This is a genomic window from Mesorhizobium sp. B3-1-6, assembly GCF_006439555.1.
Lineage (GTDB): Bacteria > Pseudomonadota > Alphaproteobacteria > Rhizobiales > Rhizobiaceae > Mesorhizobium.
In genome coordinates, this window is sequence record NZ_VFTM01000024.1 from 23,485 (window position 1) to 34,567 (window position 11,083).

Sequence of the window (11,083 nt, forward strand, 5' to 3'; positions counted from 1 at the left end):
CATGGGCGACCGGCTGCGCTTTACCGTTCTTGGTTGCGGCTCATCGCCCGGCACGCCGCGCATCACCGGCGATTGGGGCAATTGCGACCCCAAGAATCCGAAGAACCGACGCATGCGCACGGCCGCGCTGGTCGAGCGTATTGCCGCCGACGGCGCGCGTACCACGGTCGTCATCGACACCGGGCCGGATTTCCGCGAGCAGATGCTGCTGGCCTCCGTCCAGCGCATCGACGCGGTCGTCTACACGCATCCGCATGCCGACCATATCCACGGCATCGACGATCTGCGCGGCTACGTGCTCGAGCAACGCCATCGCATCGATGTCCATGCCGACGAGCCGACCATGCTGCGGCTGCGCCAGGCGTTCGGCTATTGCTTCGAGACGCCACCCGGCAGCTCTTATCCGCCGATCGTTGAGGCTCACATCATCGACCACGCGAAGCCGGTGGTGATCGAAGGCGAGGGCGGCGCCCTCACCTTAGAGCCGCTGCCGCAGTTTCATGGCGATATCATCTCGCTCGGCTTCCGCATCGGCGGGCTTGCCTATTGCCCCGATATCAGCGGCTTCCCGGACGCCACCATCGAGCGTTTGCGCGGCCTCGACATGCTGGTGATCGACGCGCTGCAGTACAACACCCATCCCAGCCATCTGTCGCTCGGCCAGGCGCTGGAGTGGATCGAAAAGCTGGCGCCGAGGAATGCCGTGCTGACGCATATGCATGTGCCGCTCGACTACGCCGCCGTGATGGCCGAAACGCCGGATCACGTGGTGCCGGCCTATGACGGCATGGTGCTCGAAATCCCTTACGAGTCAGAACGATAGCGTCAGCTGCTCAGTTTGTGTTGCAGTTCGTCTGTCGAACGTTCGGTAGAGATATCGAAGTCGCGAAGCGTTACGGGGAGTAATCCGCGGAGTTCGTCGCCAGCAGCGAAAGCCGCAGCAATTCCTGGGTATGCGCCCGACCCGTTAGTTCCATAATACATGTTATGCGACTTTCTGATATGGCAACGGAGATGCCGAGAGCGCGATGTCACACAGCGCTGCTCGCCAGCCGCACGGAGTTGTTGCGCATTCGCACGCCGTCACCTTCCATTTCAAACACGACGATGATCCGCTGCTTCATTGGGGACCCGGAGATTTCTCACGATGCCCACTATAGCGAGCACACCGGCTCAAGGCGATCCGTCCGCCCTGCACCAGCCCCATGCTGCCGTGTCCGAACTTGGTTGCAACATCTCGTATTCCTGACGGGTAGGAAGCACAAGTCGGCCATCGTTTCGGCAACATCTCTATTCGGAACTCAACCGCCGAACCTCGCGTTGGCCTGGTGAGCGGTTTGAGGACCTTTGCATGCGTTCACGGCTTGAGTTGGCGAGCGGCACGGAATTGTCTTTCCTCACGGCTGGAGAGCCCTCCAAACCGGCTCTTCTGCTTCTTCACGGTTTTCCGAGTTCCTCCAGGACCTTTCGCCACGTTATTCCCGCATTGTCGAAGGTGGCTTATGTGGTTGCTCCCGACATGCCTGGGTTCGGCATGTCCGATGCTCTGCCCGAGCCGTCTTTTGATGGTTTTGCCGATGCGATCTCGGAGTTGCTCGGCCACCTCTCGGTCGGCTCGCGCTACATCTACCTGCATGACTTTGGCGCGCCGGTCGGCCTGCGGATAGCCATGCAGGCTCCCGATGCGGTGTTGGGCTTGATCGTCCAGAACGCCAACGCGCATCGGAGCGGAATGGGGCCATCATGGAAGGCGACGCAGGACTTTTGGGCCAATCCGAACCGCGACAATGAAGCGAAAGCCACCGCGCATCTGACCTTCGAGGGCACGCGCGATCAGTATGTGGCAGGTGTTCCCGACGATGTGGCCGCACAAATTCCGCAGGAGAACTGGGAGGAAGACTGGCGCGTGATGCAGCGCCCCGGAGGCATCGAGACGCAGCGCGCGCTTATTGCGGACTATGGCAACTACGTCGCTGGTTTCGACGCGATTGCGGACTATCTGCAGCGCCGGCAGCCTCGCGCCCTGATGCTGTGGGGTCGGCATGACACGTTCTTTGACCTGGCAGAGACGCTATCATGGATGCAGGCCCTGCCGAGGATGGAAGCACACATTCTCGACGGGCCTCATTTCCTGCTGGAAACGCATGCCAACCAAGCTGCGTCGTTGATGGTCGACTTCCTGGAACGGCAATAGAACAGTCCTTGAGGTCTGGCCGGCCCGAACGCGGCCGACGCCCGGGCTACATTGTCCGGCATCAATGTTCTGGCCACTGCCTGTCGGCCATTTTTACTCGGTACCGTCTCGCTTGCCTGGCGCTACGGCAGCCGCTTCGTCACGGCCCGCGAGGTTCACGCCCAGGGCGTCGAAGCCGCTTTGCGGCACATTCCGGAAGGCGCGCGTGTCGTCGTCACTTTCGACTCCGACAGCCTCGATCCATCGATCATGCCGGGAGTGGCCGCGCGCACGCCCGGCGGCCTCACCTACACGCAAGCGATCGATCTGATCGCAGGCCTCGGCAAGCGGGCGAGGATTGCTGGATTCGACCTTGTCGAGCTTTATCCTCCCGCCGATATTGACGGCGTGTCGGCGCTCACGGCCGCCCGTCTTCTTGTCAACGTGATCGGCGCCATTGTCCGGCAGACCGGCTGAGATCCGATCGGTTGGTCTAGAAAAAGCTGTTCAGAAATGCCGATGCCTCGTCTGAAACACCGACGATCTTGTTGGTCGCCTGGCGATAGAATTTGAAATTGAGCTCGGTCTCGGGCCGGCCGTCCTTCCAATCCTTGAAGCGCTTGAGCTCATTGCGACCCAAACGTCTCGTCGCCAAGGCGGTGCGGCGGACGGCAATGCTGACGCGCGGCGTCTGCCGTACGAGATCGGAGCGTCTTGGGATAGCCGCCGAGGAGGTCACGACGCCGCGTGCGACAAGCCCCTGCCCGCCTTCGTTCTCGCTTGCGAACAGGAAGATGACGTCGCCCTCGGCGATGCGCTTGCCGCCATACATGGTTTTCTGGGCGGCGAACACGAACGCCTCCGCCGCCGGGTCCTCGATTTCGGTCTTGATGGCGTATGCCATGCCCTACGGTTCCCGGCTGAGGCCTATCCGGTAACTCAGCACGCGCCGGCCGGCCGGCTCGATCAGCATGACGCCCGGCTTGTCGGCGAACTCGCCGTCGTAATCGACGGGACTGGCGATGCCGCGCCAGGGCTCGATGCACAGGAAGGGCGCGCCGCCGGGCTTGGACCAGATGCCCAGCTCGTTGAAACCCTGCCACGACATCTCTATCGCCGGCCCGCGCCCGGCGGCATAGCGCACGCTGGTGCTGGCCGGCCTGTCGAGGATGACGGCGTCATCGTCGAACAGTTTTTCGGAAAGCGGCAACGTCTTTCCCTCGATGGGTGTCGGTTGCGGGTCCGTCAGTAGCAGGCCGTCCTTCAGGCGGCGGACCGGCGCCGGCTCATCGTCGGCGAAGGTCAGCCGGTAGGCCTCCTTGGGCAGTTCCGGCAGCAGCGGCCAGTTGAACGCCGGATGCGCGCCGACCGAGGCGGGCAGCGGCTCGTCGCCCGTGTTGGCGATCTCGAAGGTCACGCCGAGCAGCCGGGGTTTCAGCTCGTAGCCGATGGCGAGGCGAAAGGCGAAGGGATAGTGCGTTCGCGTCTCGGCATCATCCGTCAGCACCAATGTGCAGGCGGTCGGCCCCTGCTCCGCCCAGGCAAAGCGCCGGTCGCGGGCAAAGCCGTGCTGCGTCATGGGATAGGTTTGGCCGCGATGCCGCAGTTGGTCGCCCTTGAGCCGGCCGACGATCGGGAACAGGACCGGCGAATGACGGCGCCAGACGGGGCCTGCCTGCCACAGAAGCTCGGTGCCGTCGCCATCGCGCAGCGAGACCAGTTCGGCCCCCTGCCCGACGACGGTCGCCGAAATGCCGTCAGCGTGAAGCGTCAGTTGTTCCATTGCGTCCTCGCGGCTGGCTGGTCTGGCCGGCAGGCTAGCAAAAGGCCGCGCGTGAACTCAAGCGCGGCAGGCAGATCGCACCTTGGTCCTGGACGCCTTGGTGCGCAATCGACAAAAATGGCCGGAGGTTTCCCTCCGGCCATTCCGAGATCAGCAGCGTTGCCTGCTACGGTCCGGCCTATTCGCGCTCGCCGGTGAAATTCAAGAGCAGCTGGAAGATGTTGATGAAGTTCAGATAGAGCGAGAAGGCGCCGAAGACGGCGAGCTTCTGCTGCGATTCCGCGTCGAAATTCTCGGCGTACTGCTCCTTGATCGTCTGCGTGTCCCAGGCGGTCAGGCCGACGAAGACGGCAATGCCGATCACCGAGATGGCGAACTGCAGCGCGGTCGAACCGAGGAACAGGTTGACCAGGCTGGCGATGACAACGCCGATCAGACCCATGATCAGGAAGGACGAGAACTGCGTCAGGTCGCGCCTGGTCGTGTAGCCGTAGAGGCTGGTGGCGCCGAACATCGTGGCGGCGATGAAGAAGGTGCGTGCGATGCTGGTCGAGGTGAAGACCAGGAACACCGAGGCAAGCGAAAGGCCCATGACGGCGCAGAAGGCCCAGAACATCGCCTGCGCGCTCGCGGCTGACATGGTCTGCATCCTGAACGAGAAGAGCATGACGAAGGCGAGCGGCGCCAGCATCACCACCCATTTCAGCGGGCTGGAGAAGATCGGCACGTAGAGCGCGGGCGTCGAGGCCACGAAGAAGGCGACGAGGCCGGTGACGACGAGGCCGAGGCCCATATAGTTGTAGACGCGCAGCATGTGCTTGCGCAGGCCTTCGTCATAGACGGCTCCGGCCTGGACGCCGGCGCCCGTTCGGTATCCCAGATTGGGGCTGTTCATTTGGTTCTCCTTGGTTCTCAGTAGAGGGTCTGTTTTCAGTAGAGCGTTCTGGCGAGTTTCTCGGCGGCATGGTCGAGATTGCCGGCGTCGCTGCGTCCGACCACGGCATAGGCGACCTCGCCGATCTGGAAATACGCAGTCGAAATGTCATTGGAGGGCGCGACCGTGGGCTTCACGACGTCGAACGTGCCGGGCCTGATGGCGAACAGCGAGACGAGACCGAGATCCTTGGTCTCCACCGCCACCTCGACGCTCGGCCCGAATTGCGAGGGGTAGACCTGGACATCGCGGATTTTCCAGTCGTCGGGCAGCGACGGCATGACGATCGCCGTGGCGGCGCGGATTTCGTCGGCATCGTAGCCCGGCGCCTCCTGCTGCGACGGCATCGTCTCGCGCACCAAAGTCGTGCGGTGCGCCCTGACCGCATCCTCGACATAGGCCGGCGGCTGCGTCGAGGCGACCACCTTGGTCACCGCGATCGGCCCGAAAATGCCGTTGGCCAGCCAGCCCGCTGCGACCAGCACGGCCGCGGCCGCGGCCCGCTGCAGCACGGCAAGGATACGTCCCCTGGCAAGTGCCCTTTCCAGCCGCCGCGCCGCCTCTGTCGTGGCCGGACGCGCCATGCCGACTGGGCCTGCAAGCGCAACTCGCAGTTCATCGCGCGTCCTCAAATCGGACATCACGCGCGCCGCCGCTTCCGGGCGCGCGGCGAGGAACGCCTCGACCTCGATGCGGCGGGCGACATCCAGTTGATCGTCGACATAGGCGTCGAGATCGGCATCGGTCACGGGGTCGACAATGGCGGTCATTGATCGTCTCCCACGATCCTGAGATGAGGCTTGGTCTTCGGCGTCGCGCCTTCTTCCATCTCGCGCAGCGCGGCACGCGCGCGGCCGATGCGCGACATCAGCGTTCCGAGCGGCACGCCGATGACTTCGGCGGCCTGCTGATAGGAAAGCCCCTCGATAGCAACGAGATGGAGCGCTGAGCGCTGCTCCTCCGGCAGCGAAAGAAACGCTTCCCGCACTTGCGACAGGCGCACCGAATGGTCCTGTGCTGCCGGCATGCTTTGGTCCGCAACAAGGCCGGCCTGTTCGATGCGCGCCGCCTCGGAGCGGCGCGAGCGCATGCGGTCGATGAAGATGTTGTGCACGATCGCCAGAAGCCAGGCACGCAAATTGCCGCCCGAGCGAAAGGTCGCGCGTCGCTCATAGGCGCGCACCAGCGCGTCATGGACGAGATCCTCGGCGTCGGCGCTGTCGCGCGTCAGCGAGCGCGCGTAGCGCCGCAGCGACCCCAACTGCCCGACGATGTCGAAGCGTGCCATCGACCGTTTCATGCCCTGTTTACGGAGCATGTAGGGATTTTAATCCCCTGCCCGGCATTTCTTTTCGTGCCGCCCGTGTCTGAGGAAACCGCTGGCGCGGCGGGGTCGATTTGCGTATCAATCCGCCGCCATTGGAGTCCTTTTCGATGTTCGAGACCCTGCAGCCCGCCCCCGCCGACAAGATCCTTGCCCTGATCGGCCTCTATCGCAACGACCCGCGGCCCGGCAAAGTCGACCTCGGTGTCGGCGTCTACAAGGACATCGACGGCAGGACGCCGGTGATGCGCGCCGTGCGCGAGGCCGAGAAGCGGCTGCTGGCCAGCCAGGACACCAAGACCTATCTCGGCCTTGCCGGCGATACCGGCTTCAACGCCGCCATGATCAAGCTCGCCTTCGGCGAGAAGGCCGACCCTTCGCGCATCCGCGCGGCACAGGCGCCGGGCGGATCGGGCGCGCTCAGGCTGGTGGCGGAGCTTCTGCAGCGCACGCGCGCCGGCGCGACCGTGTGGCTGTCCGACCCGACCTGGCCGAACCATCTGCCGGTGATGCGCGCCGCCGGTCTGCAAGTCCGCGACTATCCCTATTTCGATGCCGCTTCCGGCGCTGTCCGCTTCGACGAGATGCTGGCGACGCTCAAGATGGCCAACAGTGGCGATGTCGTGCTGCTGCATGGCTGCTGCCACAACCCGACCGGCGCCAATCTGGATGCCGCGCAGTGGGCCAAGGTCACCGACGTGCTGCTGGAGCGCGGTCTGCTGCCTTTCGTCGACATTGCCTATCAGGGCTTTGGCGAGGGCCTCGACGCCGACGCCGCCGGTCTGCGGCTCTTGGCCGGCAAGGTGCCGGAAATGGTCGTCGCCTCGAGCTGTTCGAAGAATTTCGCCGTCTATCGCGACCGCGTCGGCGCCGCGATGGTCATGGCCAAGGACGGCACCCAGGCGGACGTGGCGATGAGCCAGATGCTGGCGGCGGCGCGCGCGCTCTATTCGATGCCGCCGGACCATGGCGCCGCGGCCGTGCGCATGGTGCTGGAGGACGCCAGCCTGAGAAAGGATTGGGAGAGGGAGCTCGAGGAGATGCGGCTGCGCATGCTCACGCTGCGCGTCGCCTTCGCCGAAGCCCTCAGGCGTCAGTCCAACTCCGATCGCTTCGATTTCGTCGCCAGCCATCGCGGCATGTTTTCGCGGCTCGGCTTGACCGAGGCGCAAGTCGAACGCCTGCGCGCCGAGCACGCCGTCTATATGGTCGGCGACAGCCGCATCAACGTGGCCGGCCTGCCGGAGGACGGCATGGACGATCTCGCCAAGGCGATCGTTTCGGTGCTTGACTGAGGCTGTGGACAACTCGTTTCGGTGTCCGGCCAGGATTGGTCGGACGCTGACCGCGGGATAGGCTCAATTCATGAAGCCCTCCAAGGACATTTCCCGGCTGATCGAGATCATGGCGGCGCTGCGAGCGCCGAAGACCGGCTGCCCCTGGGATATCGAGCAGAATTTTACGACCATCGCGCCCTACACGATCGAGGAGGCCTATGAAGTGGCCGACGCGATCGCACGCGGCGATTTCGACGATCTGCGCGAGGAGCTGGGCGATCTGCTGCTGCAGGTCGTCTACCATGCGCAGATGGCCGAGGAGATCGGCGAGTTCGCTTTCGGCGATGTCGTCGAGGCCATCACCACCAAGATGATCCGCCGCCATCCGCACGTCTTCGGCGACGAGAAGGCGCGCAGCGCGGGCATGGCCAAGGGCATGTGGGAGAAGATCAAGGCGGTTGAAAAAGCCGAGAAGCGCGACGCCCGGCTCGCGCGCGGGCTCGATCCGGAAGATCACGGCAAAGGCTATCTCGACAGCGTGCCGGTCGCGCTCCCTGCCCTGACGCGCGCCCTGAAGCTGCAGGAGAAGGCAGCGCGCGTCGGCTTCGACTGGAGCGAGGCAGCCCCGATCCTCGACAAAATAGAGGAAGAGATCGGCGAATTGCGCGAGGCGCTCGCCACCGGTGACGCGGCTCCGATCAAGGACGAGTTCGGCGACATGCTGTTTGCCGTCGTCAACCTCGGCCGCCACCTCAAGCTCGATTCGGAAGCGGCGCTCAGCGGCACCAACGACAAGTTCCGCTCGCGCTTTCACTATGTCGAGCAAGCCTTGGAAGCTTCGGGCGGTTCACTGGAGAAGGCAACGCTCGACGAAATGGAAGCGCTCTGGCAGGAGGCCAAAAGCGGCAAGGAATCAGCCGATTAGCTGCCCTTGCGATGCAGGCGGCTCTCGATTTCCCGCCTGGCGCTATGCGTGGCCGTGAGCGAGAGGGTGACGCTGCCGTCCTCATTGTCGGCGCGCGAAACGACGTCGCCGTTGCGGTAGAGCCAGTCGACCTGGCCGAGCTGAGCCGGGCTCAACGTCACCGTCATCGTTTCCAGCTCGCCCGACACCCGCGTTTCGATGAGCGCTTTCAGCGTGTCCAGTCCTTCGCCGGTCACCGCTGAAATGGCTATCGGCGGAGACTTGCCGCTTGCCCCTTCGTCAAGCAGCCGCTCGCGATTGCCTTCGTCGAGCAGGTCGATCTTGTTCCAGACCTCGATCACGCGGTTCGCGTCGGCGGCGTCGACGCCGAGATCGCCGAGGATGCGTTCGACGTCCTCGGCCTGGGCCGCCGTGTCCGGATCGGAGATGTCGCGCAGATGAAGCACCAGATCCGCCTCGACGACTTCTTCCAACGTCGCCCGGAAGGCCGCCACCAGATGCGTCGGAAGGTCGGAAATGAAGCCCACCGTGTCGGACAGGATGACCGGCGTGCCGTGCGGCAACCGCACGCGCCGCAACGTCGGATCAAGCGTTGCGAACAGCATGTCCTCGGCCAGCACCCCTGCCCCGGTCAACCGGTTGAACAGCGTCGACTTGCCGGCATTGGTGTAGCCGACGATCGCCACCACCGGGAAAGGCACCTTCTTGCGCTTGGCGCGATGCAGGTCGCGTGTGCGCCGCACCGTTTCCAGCTCGTGCTTCAGCTTGGTGATCTTGTCCTGCAGGATGCGACGGTCGGATTCGATCTGGGTTTCGCCGGGACCGCCGAGGAAGCCGGCGCCGCCGCGCTGCCGCTCGAGGTGGGTCCAGCTCCGCACCAGGCGGCCCTTCTGGTAGTTGAGATGGGCGAGCTCGACCTGCAGCGTGCCTTCCTTGGTGCGCGCCCGCTCGCCGAATATCTCGAGGATGAGCCCGGTGCGATCGAGCACCTTGGCGTTCAGTTCCTTTTCGAGATTGCGCTGCTGCACCGGGGTCAGCGGATGGTCGACAATGACCAGCTCCGCCTTGCGTTCCTTCACGATATCCGCGAACTCGGCCACCTTGCCGCTGCCGAGCAGCGTGGCCGGCCGCGGATCGGCAACCGTCACCACCGCGGTGTGAACCGGGTTGAGATCGATGGCGCTGGCAAGGCCGACCGCTTCGTCGTGGCGTGCATCCGCCGAACGGCTCAGACGCGGGCGACTCGACTCATCGTCGCCGCGCGGCTGGCGGGTAAGCACCGGCACAATGACAACGGCCCGGGTCGGATCCTTGGATTCCGGCCCGAGTTGATGTCCTTGTTTCCCGCGAACGCTGCGGTCCGCGTCCTTATCACGTGCCAATCAGGCGCCCTGGCTTTCCTCGCCATCGAACATCTGAACCGGCTGGCTCGGCATGATCGTGGAAATGGCGTGCTTGTAGACGAGCTGGGAGTGCCCGTCACGCCGCAACAACACACAAAAATTGTCGAACGAAGTGACGACACCGGTCAGCTTCACGCCGTTGATGAGGAAGATGGTAAGTGGATTTTTGCTCTTGCGAACTGAATTCAGGAACAGGTCCTGAAGGTTTTGCGATCGTTCCGCCATTTTTCTTGTCTTTCGCCGATCCCCTTCGGTTTGCGGGCCAATGCGCCAAATTACGCGGCACCTGTCAAGCGAGCAAACCCCCTCTTGCCGACACAATGGCAAGCAGAATGAGATAGTTGAGGTTAATTCCAGTTGTGCGGTTATCAGGCTGGACTTTTTTCCGCAACGTCAAAAAAGGCCTGCCGCAACGAAAGTGTCATGGAACCAGGATGTCCATTTGCGATCGGCGCGCCGTCAATTTCGACCACCGGCATGGCGATTGTCGTCGCCGAACTGATGAACGCTTCCCTGGCCGCCTTGGCCTCGGTGACCGAAAAACCACGTTCTTCGATCTTGAGGCCGAGCTTTGCGGCGACGTCGAAAAGCGTCGTGCGGGTGATGCCGCGCAGGATGCCGTGCTCGGCCGGCCGAGTCACCAGGACGCCGTCCCGGGTGACGATCCAGGCGTTGGACGAGCCGCCTTCCTTGACGTTGCCGTCGGTGTCGACGAACCAGGCTTCCTGGGCGCCGGCTTCCTTGGCCTTCTGCTTGGCGAGCACATTGGGCAAGAGGCCCGTGCTCTTGATGTCGACGCGGTCCCAGCGATTCTCAGGCACCGTGATGACCTTGATGCCGGCTTCCACCCGCTTCGCCGCCGCGGCCGGATCGGCCTTTCGGGCGGTTATGACCAGGGAAGGCCTCGTGCCTGCCGGCGGAAACACGAACTCACGGCTGGCGACGCCGCGTGTCACCTGCACATAGACAAGGCCGTTGAGAACGCCGTTGCGATTGACCACCTCGCGCAGCAGCATCGGCAGGACGCCTTCCGAGACCGGCCAGGCGATCGACAGTTCCTCCAGCGAGCGCTTGAGCCGGGCAAGATGGCGCGGCATGTCGACGATATGGCCGCGCGCCACTTCGCAGACCTCATAGACGCCGTCCGCGAACTGGTAGCCACGGTCCTCAATATGGACGCTGGCTTGGGCATGGACGACGTAACGCCCGTTGACATAGGCAATGCGCGGCATGGGCATCCTCAGGGAAATATCAGGCTTTCTTA

Annotated in this window: 13 protein-coding genes; 5 read left to right on the plus strand and 8 right to left on the minus strand. The window is 63.9% G+C overall.

Annotation, left to right across the window (positions count from 1 at the left end):
* The first annotated feature begins 1 nt into the window (after window position 1).
* The 3 genes from FJ414_RS20795 to FJ414_RS20805 all read left to right on the plus strand — a co-directional run bounded on the left by FJ414_RS20795 (window position 2) and on the right by FJ414_RS20805 (window position 2,650).
* Complete coding sequence (locus FJ414_RS20795) at window positions 2–823, plus strand: MBL fold metallo-hydrolase (protein ID WP_140646216.1); 822 nt, start codon at window positions 2–4, stop codon at window positions 821–823.
* Between the two features lie 528 nt (window positions 824–1,351).
* A complete protein-coding gene (locus tag FJ414_RS20800; protein WP_140646217.1) occupies window positions 1,352–2,194 on the plus strand; it encodes an alpha/beta hydrolase in 843 nt (280 codons plus the stop codon).
* 69 nt (window positions 2,195–2,263) lie between these two features.
* Window positions 2,264–2,650: an arginase family protein gene (locus FJ414_RS20805; RefSeq protein ID WP_281405802.1), complete on the plus strand. Its 387-nt coding sequence runs from the start codon at window positions 2,264–2,266 to the stop codon at window positions 2,648–2,650.
* Window positions 2,651–2,666: 16 nt separating this feature from the next.
* On the opposite strand, the gene FJ414_RS20810 is transcribed toward FJ414_RS20805, so the two are convergent.
* The 5 genes from FJ414_RS20810 to FJ414_RS20830 all read right to left on the minus strand — a co-directional run bounded on the left by FJ414_RS20810 (window position 2,667) and on the right by FJ414_RS20830 (window position 6,178).
* Complete coding sequence (locus tag FJ414_RS20810) at window positions 2,667–3,077, minus strand: hypothetical protein (RefSeq protein WP_140646218.1); 411 nt, start codon at window positions 3,075–3,077, stop codon at window positions 2,667–2,669.
* A gap of 3 nt (window positions 3,078–3,080) precedes the next feature.
* Window positions 3,081–3,956, minus strand: a complete 876-nt coding sequence (locus FJ414_RS20815; RefSeq protein ID WP_140646219.1) for an aldose 1-epimerase family protein — start codon at window positions 3,954–3,956, stop codon at window positions 3,081–3,083.
* A 178-nt stretch (window positions 3,957–4,134) separates the two neighbouring features.
* Window positions 4,135–4,851 carry a Bax inhibitor-1/YccA family protein gene (locus FJ414_RS20820; protein ID WP_140646220.1) on the minus strand — a complete coding sequence of 239 codons (717 nt, stop codon included), beginning with the start codon at window positions 4,849–4,851 and terminating at the stop codon, window positions 4,135–4,137.
* Between the two features lie 35 nt (window positions 4,852–4,886).
* Window positions 4,887–5,660 carry an anti-sigma factor gene (locus FJ414_RS20825; RefSeq protein ID WP_140646221.1) on the minus strand — a complete coding sequence of 258 codons (774 nt, stop codon included), beginning with the start codon at window positions 5,658–5,660 and terminating at the stop codon, window positions 4,887–4,889.
* Window positions 5,657–6,178 (minus strand): sigma-70 family RNA polymerase sigma factor, encoded by a 522-nt coding sequence (locus FJ414_RS20830; RefSeq protein ID WP_246672454.1) that lies wholly within the window; start codon window positions 6,176–6,178, stop codon window positions 5,657–5,659. The genes FJ414_RS20825 and FJ414_RS20830 overlap by 4 nt, the downstream gene beginning before the upstream one ends.
* Before the next feature lie 146 nt (window positions 6,179–6,324).
* On the opposite strand from FJ414_RS20830, the gene FJ414_RS20835 reads away from it, so the two are divergent.
* Both FJ414_RS20835 and mazG read left to right on the plus strand, forming a co-directional pair.
* Entirely contained in the window at window positions 6,325–7,509 is a 1,185-nt protein-coding gene (locus tag FJ414_RS20835; RefSeq protein ID WP_140646223.1) for an amino acid aminotransferase, read from the plus strand.
* A 70-nt stretch (window positions 7,510–7,579) separates the two neighbouring features.
* A complete protein-coding gene (gene mazG, locus FJ414_RS20840) occupies window positions 7,580–8,416 on the plus strand; it encodes a nucleoside triphosphate pyrophosphohydrolase (protein ID WP_140646224.1) in 837 nt (278 codons plus the stop codon).
* On the opposite strand, the gene hflX is transcribed toward mazG, so the two are convergent.
* From hflX to FJ414_RS20855, 3 genes are all read right to left on the minus strand, one after another.
* Window positions 8,413–9,798 (minus strand): GTPase HflX, encoded by a 1,386-nt coding sequence (hflX, locus tag FJ414_RS20845; protein ID WP_140646225.1) that lies wholly within the window; start codon window positions 9,796–9,798, stop codon window positions 8,413–8,415. The genes mazG and hflX overlap by 4 nt on opposite strands.
* Window positions 9,799–10,044 carry an RNA chaperone Hfq gene (gene hfq, locus FJ414_RS20850; RefSeq protein WP_006202172.1) on the minus strand — a complete coding sequence of 82 codons (246 nt, stop codon included), beginning with the start codon at window positions 10,042–10,044 and terminating at the stop codon, window positions 9,799–9,801.
* A 143-nt stretch (window positions 10,045–10,187) separates the two neighbouring features.
* Complete coding sequence (locus FJ414_RS20855; protein ID WP_140646226.1) at window positions 10,188–11,051, minus strand: D-amino-acid transaminase; 864 nt, start codon at window positions 11,049–11,051, stop codon at window positions 10,188–10,190.
* Between the last annotated feature and the right edge of the window lie 32 nt (window positions 11,052–11,083).

Bases quoted from the DNA above. Each gene is read 5' to 3' on its own strand.
- FJ414_RS20795 (WP_140646216.1), top strand. From the start codon at position 2: ATGGGCGACCGGCTGCGCTTTACCGTTCTTGGTTGCGGCTCATCGCCC.
- FJ414_RS20800 (WP_140646217.1), top strand. From the start codon at position 1,352: ATGCGTTCACGGCTTGAGTTGGCGAGCGGCACGGAATTGTCTTTCCTC.
- FJ414_RS20810 (WP_140646218.1), bottom strand. From the start codon at position 3,077: ATGGCATACGCCATCAAGACCGAAATCGAGGACCCGGCGGCGGAGGCG.
- FJ414_RS20815 (WP_140646219.1), bottom strand. From the start codon at position 3,956: ATGGAACAACTGACGCTTCACGCTGACGGCATTTCGGCGACCGTCGTC.
- FJ414_RS20820 (WP_140646220.1), bottom strand. From the start codon at position 4,851: ATGAACAGCCCCAATCTGGGATACCGAACGGGCGCCGGCGTCCAGGCC.
- FJ414_RS20825 (WP_140646221.1), bottom strand. From the start codon at position 5,660: ATGACCGCCATTGTCGACCCCGTGACCGATGCCGATCTCGACGCCTAT.
- FJ414_RS20830 (WP_246672454.1), bottom strand. From the start codon at position 6,178: ATGGCACGCTTCGACATCGTCGGGCAGTTGGGGTCGCTGCGGCGCTAC.
- FJ414_RS20835 (WP_140646223.1), top strand. From the start codon at position 6,325: ATGTTCGAGACCCTGCAGCCCGCCCCCGCCGACAAGATCCTTGCCCTG.
- mazG (WP_140646224.1), top strand. From the start codon at position 7,580: ATGAAGCCCTCCAAGGACATTTCCCGGCTGATCGAGATCATGGCGGCG.
- hfq (WP_006202172.1), bottom strand. From the start codon at position 10,044: ATGGCGGAACGATCGCAAAACCTTCAGGACCTGTTCCTGAATTCAGTT.
- FJ414_RS20855 (WP_140646226.1), bottom strand. From the start codon at position 11,051: ATGCCGCGCATTGCCTATGTCAACGGGCGTTACGTCGTCCATGCCCAA.